The 17,425-nt window shown below is 32.9% G+C and carries 19 protein-coding genes and 2 riboswitches; of the genes, 2 read left to right on the forward strand and 17 right to left on the reverse strand.

What is annotated here, in order from left to right:
- Positions 1-73: 73 nt before the first annotated feature.
- Positions 74-1,123 carry a tRNA (adenosine(37)-N6)-threonylcarbamoyltransferase complex transferase subunit TsaD gene (gene tsaD / locus K7H06_RS14555; RefSeq protein WP_223036762.1) on the reverse strand — a complete coding sequence of 350 codons (1,050 nt, stop codon included), beginning with the start codon at positions 1,121-1,123 and terminating at the stop codon, positions 74-76.
- Positions 1,124-1,202: 79 nt separating this feature from the next.
- On the reverse strand, positions 1,203-1,640 hold the full coding sequence (locus K7H06_RS14560; RefSeq protein ID WP_223036763.1) for a hypothetical protein: 438 nt from the start codon (positions 1,638-1,640) through the stop codon (positions 1,203-1,205).
- A 141-nt stretch (positions 1,641-1,781) separates the two neighbouring features.
- Between K7H06_RS14560 and K7H06_RS14565 the strand changes: the two genes are divergently transcribed.
- Positions 1,782-2,009: a hypothetical protein gene (locus tag K7H06_RS14565; RefSeq protein ID WP_223036764.1), complete on the forward strand. Its 228-nt coding sequence runs from the start codon at positions 1,782-1,784 to the stop codon at positions 2,007-2,009.
- 45 nt (positions 2,010-2,054) lie between these two features.
- On the opposite strand, the gene K7H06_RS14570 is transcribed toward K7H06_RS14565, so the two are convergent.
- The 13 genes from K7H06_RS14570 to K7H06_RS14630 all read right to left on the reverse strand — a co-directional run bounded on the left by K7H06_RS14570 (position 2,055) and on the right by K7H06_RS14630 (position 13,350).
- Entirely contained in the window at positions 2,055-3,236 is a 1,182-nt protein-coding gene (locus K7H06_RS14570; protein ID WP_223036765.1) for a cation:proton antiporter, read from the reverse strand.
- 53 nt (positions 3,237-3,289) lie between these two features.
- Positions 3,290-3,354: riboswitch (Fluoride riboswitch) on the reverse strand.
- A gap of 55 nt (positions 3,355-3,409) precedes the next feature.
- Positions 3,410-3,601, reverse strand: a complete 192-nt coding sequence (locus K7H06_RS14575) for a hypothetical protein (protein WP_223036766.1) — start codon at positions 3,599-3,601, stop codon at positions 3,410-3,412.
- 118 nt (positions 3,602-3,719) lie between these two features.
- Entirely contained in the window at positions 3,720-4,859 is a 1,140-nt protein-coding gene (locus tag K7H06_RS14580) for a DUF8173 domain-containing protein (protein ID WP_223036767.1), read from the reverse strand.
- Between the two features lie 133 nt (positions 4,860-4,992).
- Positions 4,993-5,709 (reverse strand): Yip1 family protein, encoded by a 717-nt coding sequence (locus K7H06_RS14585; RefSeq protein WP_223036768.1) that lies wholly within the window; start codon positions 5,707-5,709, stop codon positions 4,993-4,995.
- 21 nt (positions 5,710-5,730) lie between these two features.
- On the reverse strand, positions 5,731-6,948 hold the full coding sequence (locus K7H06_RS14590; RefSeq protein ID WP_223036769.1) for an ABC transporter permease: 1,218 nt from the start codon (positions 6,946-6,948) through the stop codon (positions 5,731-5,733).
- A gap of 10 nt (positions 6,949-6,958) precedes the next feature.
- Positions 6,959-7,672: an ABC transporter ATP-binding protein gene (locus K7H06_RS14595; protein WP_223036770.1), complete on the reverse strand. Its 714-nt coding sequence runs from the start codon at positions 7,670-7,672 to the stop codon at positions 6,959-6,961.
- Position 7,673: 1 nt separating this feature from the next.
- Positions 7,674-8,912 carry an efflux RND transporter periplasmic adaptor subunit gene (locus tag K7H06_RS14600; protein ID WP_223036771.1) on the reverse strand — a complete coding sequence of 413 codons (1,239 nt, stop codon included), beginning with the start codon at positions 8,910-8,912 and terminating at the stop codon, positions 7,674-7,676.
- Positions 8,913-9,054: 142 nt separating this feature from the next.
- Entirely contained in the window at positions 9,055-9,498 is a 444-nt protein-coding gene (gene rimI, locus K7H06_RS14605; protein ID WP_343216791.1) for a ribosomal protein S18-alanine N-acetyltransferase, read from the reverse strand.
- On the reverse strand, positions 9,488-10,210 hold the full coding sequence (gene tsaB, locus K7H06_RS14610) for a tRNA (adenosine(37)-N6)-threonylcarbamoyltransferase complex dimerization subunit type 1 TsaB (protein WP_223036773.1): 723 nt from the start codon (positions 10,208-10,210) through the stop codon (positions 9,488-9,490). The genes rimI and tsaB overlap by 11 nt, the downstream gene beginning before the upstream one ends.
- Positions 10,207-10,662: a tRNA (adenosine(37)-N6)-threonylcarbamoyltransferase complex ATPase subunit type 1 TsaE gene (gene tsaE / locus K7H06_RS14615; RefSeq protein WP_223036774.1), complete on the reverse strand. Its 456-nt coding sequence runs from the start codon at positions 10,660-10,662 to the stop codon at positions 10,207-10,209. The genes tsaB and tsaE overlap by 4 nt, the downstream gene beginning before the upstream one ends.
- Before the next feature lie 128 nt (positions 10,663-10,790).
- Positions 10,791-11,417 (reverse strand): ECF transporter S component, encoded by a 627-nt coding sequence (locus K7H06_RS14620; protein ID WP_223036775.1) that lies wholly within the window; start codon positions 11,415-11,417, stop codon positions 10,791-10,793.
- Between the two features lie 111 nt (positions 11,418-11,528).
- Positions 11,529-11,646, reverse strand: a riboswitch (FMN riboswitch).
- A gap of 49 nt (positions 11,647-11,695) precedes the next feature.
- Entirely contained in the window at positions 11,696-12,166 is a 471-nt protein-coding gene (locus K7H06_RS14625) for a hypothetical protein (RefSeq protein WP_223036776.1), read from the reverse strand.
- 23 nt (positions 12,167-12,189) lie between these two features.
- The gene (locus tag K7H06_RS14630) at positions 12,190-13,350 is read right to left on the reverse strand and encodes an amidohydrolase (protein ID WP_223036777.1); all 1,161 of its coding nucleotides are present in this window, start codon (positions 13,348-13,350) and stop codon (positions 12,190-12,192) included.
- 170 nt (positions 13,351-13,520) lie between these two features.
- Here K7H06_RS14630 and K7H06_RS14635 point away from each other — a divergent pair, with 170 nt between their 5' ends.
- A complete protein-coding gene (locus tag K7H06_RS14635) occupies positions 13,521-14,018 on the forward strand; it encodes a DUF1850 domain-containing protein (protein WP_223036778.1) in 498 nt (165 codons plus the stop codon).
- 172 nt (positions 14,019-14,190) lie between these two features.
- On the opposite strand, the gene K7H06_RS14640 is transcribed toward K7H06_RS14635, so the two are convergent.
- Both K7H06_RS14640 and K7H06_RS14645 read right to left on the reverse strand, forming a co-directional pair.
- The gene (locus K7H06_RS14640; RefSeq protein WP_223036779.1) at positions 14,191-16,134 is read right to left on the reverse strand and encodes a TRAP transporter permease; all 1,944 of its coding nucleotides are present in this window, start codon (positions 16,132-16,134) and stop codon (positions 14,191-14,193) included.
- A 204-nt stretch (positions 16,135-16,338) separates the two neighbouring features.
- Positions 16,339-17,331: a TAXI family TRAP transporter solute-binding subunit gene (locus tag K7H06_RS14645; protein WP_223036780.1), complete on the reverse strand. Its 993-nt coding sequence runs from the start codon at positions 17,329-17,331 to the stop codon at positions 16,339-16,341.
- Between the last annotated feature and the right edge of the window lie 94 nt (positions 17,332-17,425).

Consider the following 17,425-nt stretch of genomic DNA (forward strand, 5'->3'; position numbering starts at 1 on the left):
AAGAAGAGCATCCTTTTTTTAGGTTCTCTTCTTTATTTTTATTCATTATTTATATCAAGCATTCATCTATTTTTTATCTTCTTTCTCCCAACTTCAAATTCGGAATCCCATTTAAATACAAATCTGAAGTAAATCCATTGATATAATTATAATATGCTGCACAACCGATCATAGCTGCATTATCTGTACATAAGGTTTTAGATGGATATTTTAAAATAAAGCCTTCTTTTTTAGTTTCTTTTTCAAGGGCCTCCCTAAGTCCACTATTAGCAGCTACCCCTCCTGCTAAAACAATTGTATCTAGCTTTTTAAGCTTTGCAGCCTTTATAGCTTTATGCACCAATACCTCTATAACAGCTGCTTGAAAAGAAGCTGCCACATCTTCTACTTTTATTTCTAAACCCTTTTGTTTTTGGGAATTGAGATAATTTAGCACTGCTGATTTTAATCCACTAAAACTAAAATCAAAGCTATCTGGTTCTAAGTAACTTCTAGGGAATTTGATAGAATTTTCATCTCCTATCTTTGCTAATTGATCAATAACAGGACCCCCAGGATATGCAAGGCCCATAGCTCTTGCAACCTTATCAAAGGCTTCTCCTACTGCATCATCTCGTGTTCTTCCTAAAATATCATACTCTCCATAATCCTTTACATGTACAAGATGGGTATGTCCACCAGATACGATCAAACATAGAAAGGGAGGAGTAAGATTTTTATCTTCTATATAATTTGCACAAATATGTCCTTCAATGTGATTAACACCAACTAATGGAATATCTAAAGCATATGCCATAGCTTTTGCTGTAGATAATCCAACTAAAAGAGCTCCTACAAGCCCTGGCCCATAAGTAACACCAATATAATCCATATCTTTTAAGGTGACACCCGCCTTCTTTAGGGCCTCCTCTATAACAATATCTATATTTTCAACATGCTTTCTAGATGCAACTTCAGGAACAACTCCTCCAAACTTTTTATGCACATCTATTTGAGAAGAAATAATATTAGATAAAACCGCTCTGCCATTTTTCAAAACTGCAGCAGATGTTTCATCACAACTACTCTCTATAGCAAGGGTTAAAAAATATTCACCATTTTTAGGGGATAATTTATTACTCACACTATACACCTTCCTTATCTTTTGTTCATCCTCTATATTATATCCAAACCCATACCAAATAGCAAAATTTACTTATATCTTAGAATAATTCTCCTAACTCTTCCTCATCATCTTTTTTTTCCTCATCAAGGCTTTGAATTTTCGCTTTATTCATAACCATCTGCTCCTTCATTTTTTTAACCTCTTTGTCTTTTGTCAAGTTTAATATTTTATAATTTCCCATAGATAATGCAGCAATAAATATACTATTTACAAAAATTAAAAATACTAGTTCTATAATAGAATTGTGAAAAACAATTGAACTTGCAGTCCAAAGTCTATAATGATGTACAGAAACTACAAGGGTGGATGATAATAGTGTAATTACCTTTGGAATTCTTTGATTAACATTTTCATTCAAAAATACTTCTTTTATCACCTGAGTAATCAAGTTTACTGCTAATACCATTGCTGTGACAGACGAAAGAAATTCCATATTAAACAAGGTCAAAGCTTTCCCAACTTCCTCTATTCCCATTCAAATTCCCTCCTTTTTTCAATTTTTATTCATTCTTTTCCCTAATTCTTTATATGCATATAGTTCATCCATTGTTCAGCATAGTTCTTTCTATTTGTGAAATACTAATAAATAAAGAACCATGAAAAGGAGTTGAAAATTTTGAGTAAAAATAAACACAAGAAACATAAAAAAAGAGAGGAAAATAAGGATTTAGATCATTCATTTAATGATGAAAGCTTTTTAGAACGGTTAAGCCAAGAAAATATTATGCCTGATGGTATGATCTCTGAAATAGATGAAACAGATTTAATTAATTTGCTCTTAGCAGAAAAATCTGCAATTAAGCCCTTTATCTCTAAAGTAGATCCAAAGGATTTAGCACCATAAAAAAAGTTCAACAATCTAAATATTTAGGTTGTTGAACTTTTTTCTTTAACTAGGAGACAGCCATTTTTCTCCAGAAACTTTTATCCCTATGGCTCCTAATGGAGCCGTAACAATGATAGCAAGAACTGCAATGGCTAGTATTAGTTCGCCAGAGGGAACCCCTGCCTCTAGTGGCACAGCCCCGATAGCTGCTTGTACAGTAGCTTTAGGTACATAAGCAATCATGCAAAAAACTCTTTCTTTCCAGTCTAAATCTGTGCCTAGGGTAGATATAATCACACCAATGCTTCTTGCAATTAAGCCTATAACAATCACTATAAGTCCTAACAGTCCTGAATGAAAAGCAACATCGATATTTACTTGTGCCCCTACTAAAGCAAACAACATAAGTTCTGCAAAAACCCATATTTTATTGAACTTTTGAGATAATGCATCTGAAATTTTAGTAGACTTTTCACGAATATAAAATCCGGCCATCATAACGCCTAATAAACTAGCAATAGGAATGATTCCTTTTAAATAATCTTCAATAGTAGTAAGTATAATAGCTGCTGCTAATAATATAAGGGCCTTTTTTGTATCCCTTATATGATATTTTCTAAAAAGAGCTACCATCAAAACACCTACTATTAAACCCATCAAAATTCCTAAAAGAATAGATATGGGAATTCCTGCAATCTGCATAGAAATATTTACACTTTTCCCTGTATATAACCCTAAAAATGTTGAAAATATTGTAATTGCAAAAACATCATCAATAGAAGCACCAGCAAGGATCAATGTTGGAATTCCTTTATTTTCACCATAATTTTTATCAATAAATGAAAGCATAAGAGGCACTACAACTGCAGGAGATACAGCAGCTATAATAAATCCTAACATTCCTGCCTCTATTCTAGATATTCCAAACAAAAAGCTTCCCAACAACATAATGGTAAACCCTTCAAAAAGTCCTGGAATACAACTCATTTTTACAGCTGGAACGCCTACCTTCTTCAAAGTATCTCTTTTAATGCCAAGACCTGCTCTGATTAATATGATAATCAATGCAATTTTTCGTAAATCTCCTGAAATGTCTAAAATATCAGCACTAATAATATTGAGCCCATAGGGTCCAATAATGATTCCTAGGAGAAGCATTCCTAAAAATCCCGGTAGCTTTACCCAATCAAATATTTTTTTCAATGCAATCCCTAAAAGAATAATAATTGCTAAACTAAAACCCATGTTTGTCACCCTTTCTTTTTTATAAAATCAAAAAGCTCCTACTTAGATGAAAGATCTAAGTAGGAGCCATTAATTGCAATTAGCAATATTCGAGGTGAGCTCCATCACCTATCCACATTATACTATAATTTGTAATCATGTCAATCTTTTTGTCGTAAAATATAAGATTTAGTTTAACCTTCATCTGTAATTCTTATAAGGATTTCATCTACTAGATTGATATCACATTTTCCTTGTTTGGTAAAATGTTTACAATTTTCACAGGTACGATTTCCCCCTGTAGAAGAAGTGAACGCACCTTCGTTTGTATTTCGAAACTGGCTACAATTAGATGCTACTGCTTGCAATTGCTCTCTACTTGCCATAGTATCCCTCCTATTTTAATTGGCCATTTTCATAATCCTCTTTAATATTATTCCTCCTAAAAGAGATTTTTATTATGCTTTTACAAATAATTAATCCAGAGGATTTCTCCTCTGGATTTTATTCATCTAATGGCTCAATAGTCTTAGGTTTTTGAATAGCTTCTTTTATATTTAATAAATAACTTCCTATCCCAAAGAAAATGGCTACAAAGGATACAAACTTACCTAAATAAGGAATAAAGCCTACTAAAAGAAGGAGTAAAATTCCCAAAACCATAGGTAAATAAGGTTTTTCCTCATTTTTTAAGATTTTTTCTCCAATCCAAAGAGCAGCAGGAATCTTTGACAAATAAATAAGTACACCATATATCACAAAAGAAATCAGCCCTAAAGGAATTCCTATTACAGTAATCATCATTAATAGAGATACAATAGGTACAGCAACGAGGACTACAATCCCAATGCCTAATGCATACCAAGGCTTTTTACTGATTGTGGCAGAAGTTTTTTTCATAAAGCTGCTAAAAATAAGCGTTAATATAAAACTTACGATTAAATACGATATAATTTTAATAGATTTACCAACAACATTTAATGCCCCAATTCCTTTTTCTACTTTTTTTGTATCTATGTTATTGTCTTTAAATTTATATGAAATCTCGCCACTTACAATACCTTCTGGAATGTCTATTTCTTCCGGAGATTCATAGGTTAAATTTCCATCAATTTTTGCATTAGGTCCAAGAGTAAGTTTTTCTGTATCAATATTTACATCACCCTTAATATCCCCATTAATGGTGATATCATCCGCAATCCCTCTAAAATCGCCTCCAATAATTCCATTAATATCTATTTTTTCCGAAAATGCATTGATATTTCCATCGACTGCTCCAGAATTTTCTAATATTACTACTTGAGAAAGAGCAGTAACATTCTTTCCTATTTCTCCTATAATGCTTAAGTTCACAGTACCGATCCTAAGGTTTCCATCTATACTTCCACCAATCTGACTTTCTCCTGATCCTACTATAATATCTCCCAAGACACGTCCTATATTTTCAAATTTTGTAGCAGCTGCAAAAACGTCTCCTTTTACAGTTCCCACATTTTTTATTGTATCTCCTGCTGTAAAAAAATCTCCCTTTACAACTTCATCTTCTTTAATAACAACATTTTCATTCTTATTTTCTGCAAAAACAGCTATAGGTAACGATAATATAATGATAAAAGCAATGATTCCACTAAAAATTCTTTTCATCTTCATTCCTCCTCCTTGTATACTATTTAGTTTTTACTCAAAATATGAAAATATTATAGCTAAAGAATGAATATAAAAACTGCTCAAAATGAGCAGTTTTTCAACAATTCCACTAAATCAATTCTATAACTTTTTATTTCATCATTGCAGATGCTAAACTAAATAAAATGGCTACTGCCCAACAACCAAATACAATAAAACTAGATTTTTTCCTACTAATTTTATGGACATAAGCAATCCCAATACTCCCTACAACTAAATACCAAATAGAAAAAATATCTAAACTGCTCGTGAATGTATAAAGAGGCGTTCCAAATTGTTCATCTCCTAAGAATACTGCTGGAGATGTAAGGACAAAAGCATTTTGAGTGATCAAGGATATAATGGTTCGAATCCCTTCTCCGAATAACATAATCAAATAGGCATAGCCCACCGCTGATAAACTAGCTTTAAAGGTTCCTACTCCTTTTGTTATTTTAGCAATAACATGAACCACTACACTTTTTATAAACCAGCCAATAAATGGGCCTATCATAGCACCTACAACAGCTCCCCAAGTTGAAAATTTAATAACTTGTTCAGGTATATCTTCAATAGACATGCCCTTTTGTACAAGTTCCCTCATCATTGCATTCTTTGTAAATTCTATAATCAAATCCTTCTTGATCAATGCAAAAATTGAAAATCCAAATAAAATCATCAATATAGGAAATAACACTTTAGGCTTTTCTGCTAAATATTCCATGGTTTTTGAAGGTTGTATAAAGAGATATTTTACTCGCTCCCACCAAGATAATTCTATACTTATTTCTTCATTTTCATTCATATCTACTTTATTTTCTAAATCCATTCTATTCTCCCCCTTTGACGATTATTCATACCTTAATGCTTCAATAGGATCTAATTTTGAAGCCTTGTTTGCAGGATAAATTCCAAAGAAAATTCCAACGCCTGCTGAGAAAACCCATGCAATAGCAATAGTACTAATAGATACACTAGGAGGAATTTTAATAAAGCTTGCAATGATGAATGAAACTCCTATCCCTATAATAGTACCAATAATTCCTCCTATTCCTGATACGATAACAGATTCAACAAGAAATTGTAATAATATATCTTTTCTTTTAGCTCCTATAGCTTTTCTTATACCAATCTCTCTTGTTCTTTCCGTAACAGAAACAAGCATAATATTCATAACACCGATCCCACCAACAAGTAAAGATATTGCAGCAATAGCACTAATTACCGCTGTTACAACTTCTGTAACCTTATTAAGAGATTGCATTTCTCCCTCTGCCGTATAGCTTCTATACTTATTTTCTCCAGCATTTCCGTGTCTTCTTTCTAGTAGCTTAACCATCTGATCAATAGTTGATTGTACATTTACCCCTTTTTTCATAGACACCTGTATACCCCACAAATGATCTCCCATTCCCATTATCTTTTCTAGTGTTGTAACAGGAACAAAAATATTAGGGGTTTGTTCCCCACCTCCTAAGTTTTGAAGGGTACTCTTTGGCTTTTCATATAAACCAGCAATTACAAAGGATGCTTTTGTATATCCCATATCTACCATGATATTTTCTCCTAAAACATTGGTTCTTCCAAAAACATCCATAGCCGTTTCCTTATCAATAAGTGCAATAGATCTTTTTGCTTTTACATCACTCTCTGATAAGTATCTACCTTTTAATATATTCACTTTATCAATTTTGTCGTAATTTTCATTAGCACCAATTAAAGATACACCAATCATATCACTTTTCGATTTAATTTTACCACTTTCTTCTAAATCTTGAATCATTGCATCTAACTTATCTCCAAAAGTCTTCTTTAATGCCTCTATATCACTATGGGTGAAATAATCTTTTTGTGTGAGGGTTTCTCTCCAATTGGTTCGAATAAATGCCCTACTTGCACCAAATTGTTCAAATTCCTGATCAATTGCAGCTTGACTCCCCTGTCCTAGTGCAACTACTGCAATGACAGAAGAAATCCCTATAATAATCCCAAGCATAGTAAGAAGAGACCTCATCTTGTTTACCCAAATAGCACTGATAGCTACCTTTATGCTTTCTAAAACATTCATGAAAACACCTCTATTCTCCTGCTGCCTTAGCACTTAATAATATCTGATTTTCTACTAATTTATCCTCTATAATTTCACCATCTCTAAAGGTTACGATTCTTTTCGTATGCTCAGCAATTTCTGGTTCATGGGTTACCATTACAATAGTTACGCCTTCATCATTTAGCTGCTGGAAGATTCCCATGATCTCATCCCCTGATTTTGTATCTAAGTTTCCGGTAGGCTCATCTGCTAAAAGGATTGAAGGATTATTAACAAGAGCTCTTGCAATCGCAACCCTTTGCCTTTGCCCTCCTGAAAGCTCATTTGATTTATGATCCATTCGTTCTCCTAAGCCTACTCTCTTCAGTGCATCTATAGCTCTTTTTCTTCTTTCGAGAGGTGCTATCCCTGCATAAATCATAGGTAGTTCCACATTTTTAAGGGCTGAAATACGAGGAAGAAGGTTGAATGATTGGAATACAAATCCTATTTTTTTATTTCGAATAACGGCTAATTGTCCATCACTTACTTCTTCAATCTTCTCTCCATCTAACTCATATTTTCCACCACTTGGTTTATCTAAACATCCTAAAATATTCATCATGGTAGATTTTCCTGAACCTGATGGTCCCATGATAGATACAAATTCTTCAGGCTTTACACAAAGATTGATTCCTTTTAAGGCTTCTACAGCTATATTTCCATTTTTATAAACTTTTTTTAGGGCTTCTATTTTTATCATATTACATCACCTGGTTCTCATTGACCGAATCCCCATCTTTAATATTTTCTGTAGGATTCATGATCACTTTATCTTTTTCTTTTAACCCTTTTCCTATTACTTCAACTTCTAGATCACTTTCTATACCCATTTCAATTTTTTGTTCTTTCACTTTACCGTTCTTCACAACAAAAATAACTTGGTCTCCATTTTTCTTTGTAAATATGGTTTCATAAGGTAATACATAAACATCTTTTTTACTTTCTGTTAATATATCCATTTTCGCTGAAAACCCTGGCTTTAAATACTCATCTATATCTTCTATAGCTACTTTAATCTCTACAACATTTTCTTTTCCTCTTCCTGTTTCAACGGTTTTGGCAAAGGGACCAACATATTTTACCTTTCCTTTATATTCTTTTCCCTCAAAGGCATCTCCTGAAATTTTAACACAATCTCCTAGTTTCATTTTACTTGCATCATATTCATTGATCTCTGTTACAATTTCTAAGTGGTCTACATCTTGAATATACATGAGTACAACATGATTTTCTATAATACCACTTTCTGAAATTTTCATATCTACAATGGTTCCTGTAATAGGACTCTTAATAGAGTACTTTTCCAAATCATCCTTTGCTTTTTCTAGTTGAAGCTGGGTAAGTTTGATTTGTTTTTTTTGTTTAGCAATTTCCCCTGTATTTTCTCCATCCCCTAATTTTTTCTCAGCTGAAACATATTGATTATGCATTTCATCTAAAGTATTTTTAGAATCATCTAATTCACTTTTGCTTAGGGCATTAGCTTCATATAGCTTTTTATTTCTTTCATATGTATCTAATGCATCTTTATACTTAATTTCTGCATTGCTTAAGTCAATTTCTAAATCTGTTTTTAATTGTGCCAAAGTATTTTCTTCTATTTCCAATCTTCCCTTTGCTTCCTTGATTTTATAGTCGATATTTGTTTTTTCTAACTCCATAAGCACTTGACCTTTTTCAACTTTTTGTCCCTTTTCAACAAGCATTTTTTCAATCTTTTCTTCCACATCAGAAACAATCTCTCTTTTATCCATAGACAAAATCTGACCAGTTGCCTGAATATGGGACTCAATATCTTGTTTATTGATTTCTACAGTTTGAACACTCATTCCAGGATTTTTTTCTTTTTTACTAGCCTTAACCGTTCCAAATCCTATAAAAGCAATCACTACAATAGCAGTTACTATAATAAGTAGCTTCTTTTTCTTGCCCTTTAACATACTAAAACTCCTTTCCCATACATATAGGGCATACTCATGTATGCCCTATCCATATTTTCTATTCCTTATTATACCAGAATCAATCTATTTCTTTTCTTACAATTTCCTTACAATTTCCCTAAATTCATCCTAAATTATCATTTTAATTTTTTTCATTTCTCCACATAATCATTGCATCTTCTCCATTATCTTGATAATACTTAGGACGAATACCACAAGGGTTGAATCCATATTTTTCATATAACTTTTGCGCTATTTTATTAGACACTCTAACTTCCAAAGTCATTGCATGAATCTTCTCTTCTTCTGCAATTTTTAATAATCCTTCAAGGATATAATTACCATACCCCTTTCCTCTTACATCTGGATGGACAGCAATATTTGTAATATGTCCTTCATCTAATATTTTCCAGAATCCCCCATAACCAAAAACCTTGCCATCAATTTCTAATACTACATATCTAGCTTTTTCATTATGTTCTATTTCAGCCACAAATGCATCTACAGTCCAAGGAACTTGAAAACTTTTTTGTTCTACTTCAAAGACATCTTCAATATCCTCTAATGTCATTATTCTAACTTTCACTCTTCCCACACCTTCTCATTTTCTCTTCATATTGTCTTTCTGCTTCTGACTTTCTCAAGTAGGTTGGAACTAGTTCATAGTAATTCTCTATTTCTCCATTTTGAGCCCTTTCCATAGCAAGTTCTGCAACAGAGGAAGCCCTTTGCATTTTTACACTATTCGGTGGGAATATTGCTCGGTCTCCCAATTTTTCTATTAGATATTCTTGATTAGCCCCTATGCCATCTCCTAAGAATATAACCTTCTCAGGTCTTTCTAGTAATTTTTCTACTAATTCTTCTACACTTACAGCCATAGGTTCTTCTATACTATTTAAACATTCATCATCCCACTTATACACAGCTGTATACACTTGACTTCTTCTAGCATCTAAAATCGGACAGATGATCCCTTCAGAAAAAGGCATATTGAATGCTAATGCATCTAATGTAGAAATCCCTACAACAGGAATATCTACAGCATGGGCAAGTCCTTTTGCTGTGGCAACACCAATTCTAAGGCCTGTGAAAGAACCAGGTCCTTTTGCTACGGCAACAAGATCTATATCTTCCATAGTCAATTCACAACTCTTTAATAAAGCTTCAATCATAGGCATCAACTTTTGTGAATGTGTTCTTTTGTGATTAATAATATATTCTCCAATTAATTGACCCTCATCCATCACTGCCACTGTAGCAACAATAGATGATGTATCTAAAGCTAAAATCTTCATATTCTCTTCAACTCCTCTATAACTTCATGAAAATGTTGGCCATTCCCAGTCATTTCTATTTCCCTTGTATTTTCATCTATTCTTTTTATATGCATCCATAAGTGTTCCTTTGGAATCAAATCTTCTATCTGTGATGCCCATTCGATTAAGCATACTCCTTCTCCATAAAAATATTCTTCATATCCTAAATCTTCCATTTCCTCTATCTCTCCAATACGATATACATCAAAATGATATAAAGGAATATGCCCCATATACTCATGAATAATTGTAAAGGTAGGACTTGTGACACACTCATCAACCCCTAATCCCTTTGCAATAGCCTTTGAAATAGTGGTTTTCCCTGCTCCTAAATCCCCTGTCAGACATACTACATCACCACGCTTCAATAATGTTCCTAATTTATACCCTAACTCATAAGTTTTCTGTTCATTATTACTAATTATCTTCATTTTTTACACCTCTACCTTAATGGTCTCCAAAATCATACAATCATTATATATTTTCTCAAAAAATGGTGCAAGGGAATTCATACAATAAAAAAAGAATTCTTATGATAAGAATTCTTTTTAACAGCATATTATCTCATTTTCAAAATAGGAGAAAGCTTTTTATAAAGAAAACCTGTTAAAATAGTTACCATGATTCCTTTTATTAAGTTAAAAGGAACAACACCATATAATACTAAGGTTTTCATATCTACAATAGAAGCATTAGCAGCAGAACTCCAAGCAATAATTTGCTCTAGGGGCATAACCTTTGCATAGAAAGGAAGCAACATATAATAATTTGCAAGAGCCCCTACAATGCCCATTGAAACAATCCCTATGACAATTCCAGTCATGGCTCCTTTTTTTGTTCTATATTTTTGATAAGAAATACTAGCTGGAATAATCAAGGCAATTCCTATTAAAAAGTTTGCAAACTCTCCTACGCCACCTGTTGTTGTCTTTGTAATAAAATGTAAAAAATTCTTGATCAACTCAATCATAATTCCTGCAGCTGGTCCTAAAGCTAATCCTCCAATTAATGCTGGTAAATCACTAAAATCGATTTGCAAAAATCCTGGAAGAAAAAATATTGGGAGTTCTATAAACATAATCAAAAAAGCTAATACAGATAATATGGCTACCTTTGTAAGTCCATTTACTGTTCCTATAGATTTAAACCCTAAAGATTTCTTTCCAATTGCTGTAGTTTTATTCATTAGATCTATTCCTCCTTTATTTTTCAGCAGCCCTCATATGCTTTAGGAAGATGTACAAAAATAAAGCGCCCAAAAGAATTTCCTTCAGGCGCAGTACATACCAAAAAAAGCTTTTATCTTCTTCCATCCAGACTATACTGTCGGTACTGGAATTTCACCAGTTCAGCAATCCTAATTGCTCGCGGACTTTACCGCCGGTCGGGAATTACACCCTGCCCCGAAGACTACTCTATTAAATTATAATGACATTATATCTTAGTTTTATGATCTTTGCAAGTTTATCCTGCAATCTTTTCAAGCCAAGTAAATTCGTTGCGTAGAGATATATCTTTCTTATGTCCTATGTATACAATAAATCCTAATATGATTTCATGAGGCAGTAAATACAACAATCTTAGCCAATCACTACACCATAAATATACCAAATTCATATCTGTAAAAATCAGTAATGATCCTTCCACCATCATAACAATAATAAAAGGTATGATGACAGAAAATATAGCAACACCCCATTTTACTCTCATAAAAAAATATGTATAGATTGTAAATGTTAGTATGATAGTAAATGTATGCACGCCAAAGCCCATATATTTCCTTATAAAATATACACTAACACCTTGTAATATTCCTACAATAACAACCTTTCTAAAGGAAGGCTTATTTCCCATTAAGATTAATCCTGCCCATGACATCAAAACTGCTTCTGGAATAGAACCTAATATCATCACTTTTATAGGCATTATATCCATTCACATTTCCCCTTTACCTATCTCTATTTTCTTTTATAAACTACTTTTCCATCAATCATTGTATAATCAACATGAGAATCTAACTTAAACGGATGTCCATCCCATATGATGATATCTGCATCCTTTCCTTCTTGAATACTTCCTACCAGGTCATCAATTCCTAAGATTTCTGCTGGATTAATTGTAATGGCCTTTAACGCTTCTTCTTCATCCATTCCAGCCTTTACTGCTAAAGCTGCGCACATAGGAAGATATTGAAGAGGGATGACAGGATGATCTGTCATAATAGCAATTTTTACTCCTTTTTTACTAAGTGCTCCTGCTGTCTTAAAGGTAAGATTTTTTAGTTCAAATTTTGATCTATCTCCAAAGCTTGGTCCTACGATTGCAGATAAACCTTCTTCTTTGATAGCATCTGCAATTAAATGTCCTTCTGTACAATGATCTAAAGTAATTTTTACACCAAACTCCTTAGCTATACGAATAGATGTAAATATATCATCAGCTCTATGGGCATGAGCCTTTAGAGGCATCTCCCCTTTTATAACAGGAAGAAGTGCTTCCATTTTCATATCAAATGCAGGCTTTTTTGATGAATCTTCTTTTGCTTTTTCTAGCTTTTGAGCATATTCTTTTGCTTTAAATAGGATTTCTCTAAGAATTGCCGCTGTTGCCATTCTTGTACTTGGAGCTTGTTTTCTATCATGATAAACACGCTTTGGATTTTCTCCAAAAGCACATTTCATAGCAATTGGGTCCTTAATTATCATATCATCAATACGATCTCCATATGTTTTTATTGCTGCAAATTGACCTCCTAATACATTTGCACTTCCAGGTCCTGTTGCAACAGAAGTAACTCCGCCTTCATATGCCTCCTTAAATGTTCTATCCATTGGATTAATGGCATCAATAGCTCTTAGATGAGGGGTTATGGGATCGGTCATTTCATTTCCATCTGCTCCCTCAAATCCTATTGCATCCTCCCACATACCTAAATGGCAATGGGCATCTATAATTCCTGGCATAATAATTTTACCACTGGCATCTATAATACTTGCATCCAAAGGAGCTACAATATGTTCTCCTATTTCCTTAATCTTTCCATTTTCAATAAGGATACTTCCCTTTTCATAGCACTTTCCTTCCATAGTCAATATGCGTCCATCTTTTATTAAAATCATATTGATTCCTCCATTTATTTATTCATAAAAACATTTTTTTATTTTAATTAAGAAAACAATCTTTTAACATAGATATATTCAACATATTTTCCATAAATCCTCCAATTTATTAGAGGATTCTTCCTTTATTTCATAGAACATTATAAATAGTAACAAATTGGGGGGGTTCTATGAAAAAACGCAGTAAATTTCTTATGATTTTTCTTATAGTATCTTTTCTTCTCATATACTTTATAAAAATCCCTGTATTGCTCTTAGAAGATATAAAAAGTTCTAATATTATTTTTATACATAAAATTTCTCCTAATGACCAATTTACTATGCATTGGATGCATTCTGTAGAATTAGAACCTTGGGAAGAAACATTCTATATTGATGATGATTATAACATCCTATTAGACTATACAAGATTTAAAGCTTTTGGTGCAGGGGTTCCGGATATGGCAGGGAAAAAGACAGTGATCAAAAACGGCTGGATTTACTTTTTAGAAATCAACAAACCTATGCCAAATCTTACTTATGGCATATCAAATTTTGCAAAGCATACCTTTTATTTTAAAAATCAAACATTAAAACTTTATGAAATGGTTCCAAATGATGATCCTGTTAGGGTTTATACAAAAAAGATTTCTGTTTTTTCTTACATATATAAAAAATTAACACTATAAATTTAATTTTTTGTATAGAACAACATATTTATTTTTTATAAGATGTTTACTTATATAAGTAAACATCTTAATATATTAATATTAAATAGAACCGCTAACTAAACCCTATTCATTTCTGTTTACCAAGAAATTTGACATAAAAAAGACTGTTTCATAAAGAAACAGCCTATTTTTATGCCGTAATCAAATCTCCTTTTTTACCACTCATCTTTTGAATAAAGAAAATTGCTAAAAACAATACAAGTCCAACAATATCTGTTTTTGCCCCTGGCATCATGAGTAAAATAGCAGCAGCAAACATAACGATTCGATAAATTGCATTTACTTTTGTAAACAAATGACCTTCGACTGATACGCCTAAGGCAACAACCCCAACAATAGCTGTAATCACTGCAATAATTATCCCAATAGGTGTTGTATCAATTAGCAACAATGCTGGAGAATATACAAAAATGTATGGAACAATAAACCCTGCTAATGCCAGCTTGACCGCCTGAAAACCTGTTCTTGCTGGATTTCCTCCTGCAATACCTGCTCCTGCAAATGCTGCTAATGCAACAGGTGGTGTTAAGTTTGCAAGCATTCCAAAATAGAACACAAACATATGGGATACATGATGGGGTACACCCATCTTCGCAAGGGCTGGTGCTGCCATAGTTGCTGTAATAATATACGCTGGAATAGATGGAAGACCCATTCCTAAAACAATACATGCAATCATTGTAAGAACCAATGTAATAAATAGATTTCCTTTTCCTAAGAAAAGAATGGCACCTGCAAGCTTTAATCCAAATCCGGTTAGTGTTGCAACCCCGATAATAAGTCCTACAATGGCACAAGACATGGCAACCCCTAAAGCTGTACGAGCTCCATCTTCTAATGCATCTATAATATCTTTAAAGCTCATTCTTGTTTCTTTTCTTAATGCACTTGCAAAAATCGTTGCAATAATAGAATAAAAAGCTGCATAAATTGGTGTTTTTCCTGAAATCAATAGATATAGTAAAATGATTAATGGAATCAATAAGTGTCCTCTTTGTTTTAAAACCTCAGAAACCTTTGGTAATTGTTCCTTAGGAATTCCTGTTAAACCATTTTTGGAAGCTCTTAAGTGAATCATCACAATTACACCAAGATAGTAAAGAAGCGCTGGAATAGCGGCTGCTGCTGCAATATGAATATATTTTATCCCTAAATACTCTGCCATAATGAATGCTGCAGCTCCCATAACAGGTGGTAAAATCTGTCCTCCACAGGATGCCGTTGCTTCTACAGCTCCAGCAAATTCTGGTTCATATCCAATCTTTTTCATTAGTGGAATAGTAAATGCTCCTGTTGTTACAACATTTGCAACGGCACTACCATTGATTGAACCCAGCAAACCACTAGAAATAACTGCCACCTTTGCAGGACCACCTTTTCCTTGCCCTGCAATAGCCATTGCCAAATCATTAAAAAACTGACCCATGCCTGATTTAGATAAAAATGCACCAAATAATACAAACAAGAAAATATAGGTTGAAGATACACCAATAGCAATACCAAAAATTCCTTCAGTAGTTAAATACATATATTCAGCAATATCTTTTATGCCATATCCTCTATGGGCAATAATATCTGGTAAATAAGGTCCTACATAAGCATAAATTAAAAATAATACCGCAAGTATTGCAATCTCATTTCCAGTAATTCTTCTTCCTGCTTCTAATACCAGTAAAATTGCCATAATTCCAAATACCATATCTGTATCGTTAGGTATTCCTGCACGAAGTACCAATGCATTATAATTGATCACAATATACAACCCTAAGCCTATTGAAAGTGCTGCAAAAACCCAATCTAAAACAGCTGCTTTCTTCTTAGATGATTTTTTAGAAAATGGATACAAAATAAATACCAAAGCCATAACAGCTGTAGTATGAACTGCCCTGTGCATTAATGTAACCAGTGGTCCTGTGGCTGCAGTATAAAGATGAAACAATGACAAACCAAGACACATAATAAACACAATCATTCCTGGAATACTATTTTTGTCAAATTTTCTAAATCTAGATTCTGTATCATATTTTTCAAGTATGGCTTCATGACCTAATGCTTGTTCTTGCTCCTTTGACATCTTATCACCCTCTTTATTTTTTATAATTTAACTATAAATCAACAAATTCAATATTTAATGATGAAAGATAAAAATTTTTTTCAAAAGTTATGAAGTAGAAACACATCTTTTTTTATTTTCATTTTGGCTATAATGATCTATTTATTTTCTATAATCAATAAAAAAAGATTGTATAAAGAAAGGGCATTTTAAATGCCCTGTCTATTATTTTCCTTGCTCTTTATAATATTTTTCTGCTCCTGGATGTAATGGAATAGGCATTCCTTGTTCTACTGTATCTAAACTAATTCTCTTAGCTGCAGAATGTGCTTGATGCAATGCATCTAAATTATCAAATATTGTTTTTGTAATTTCATATACTACATCATCACTTAGCTCTGCTCTTGTTACAAGTAATGTTGTAACTGCTGCCGTTTCAACATCTTCTTTATTATCATAAGTTTCTGCTGGAATCATTTCTGAAGAATAGAATGGAAAATCTGCTGCTAATTTTTCTACCACATCTTTTCTAATAGGTACAATTTTCACATCATGTGTTGTACAAATATCCATAATTGTTGAGTTTGGAAGTCCTGAAGTTAAGAATGCTGCATCTACTGCCCCATTTTTTAATTGCTCAATACTTTCAGAATAAGATAAGAAATCTTCATCAATATCCTCATAAGTAATACCATGGGCTCCTAAAATTTGGCGAGCATTTACTTCTGTACCACTTCCTGGAGCTCCTACACCTACTCTTTTTCCTTTTAAATCTGAAATCTCATTAATTCCATTTTCTTCTAGTGTTACAACTTGCACAAAGTTTGGATAAAGAGCAGCGATTCCTCTTAAGTTTTCAACTTTTCCTTTATCCTTGAACACTTCTGTTCCTGTATAAGCATAGTTGATTACATCATTCATAGCAAAAGCAAGTTCAGCCTTTTGCTCTCCAAGTAATGTTGCATTTACTGCAGATGCTCCTGTAGATTGTACAGATGCATTTACATTGTCAAGCTTTTCATTTAAAAGGTTAGAAATTGCTCCACCAATTGCAAAATATGGTCCAGAACTACCCCCTGTAGCAATTGTTACAAACGTTTTCTTAGACGATGAAGCTTGATCTTCAGATGCAGGTTCATCCCCTGATTTTGAACATCCTACAGCAAAAACACTTAGTACTAACATACATACTAAAAGCATAGATAGTTTTCTCTTCATTTGATTTGTCCCCCTTGCTTTTTAATTTAATAAAATTATATATTATTTTTAGAATTATTAAAATTTATTTACATTTTGTTGCACTATTTTAAAA

Origin of the sequence: Crassaminicella profunda, assembly GCF_019884785.1 — a bacterium.
GTDB classification, from domain to species: Bacteria; Bacillota; Clostridia; order Peptostreptococcales; family Thermotaleaceae; genus Crassaminicella; species Crassaminicella profunda.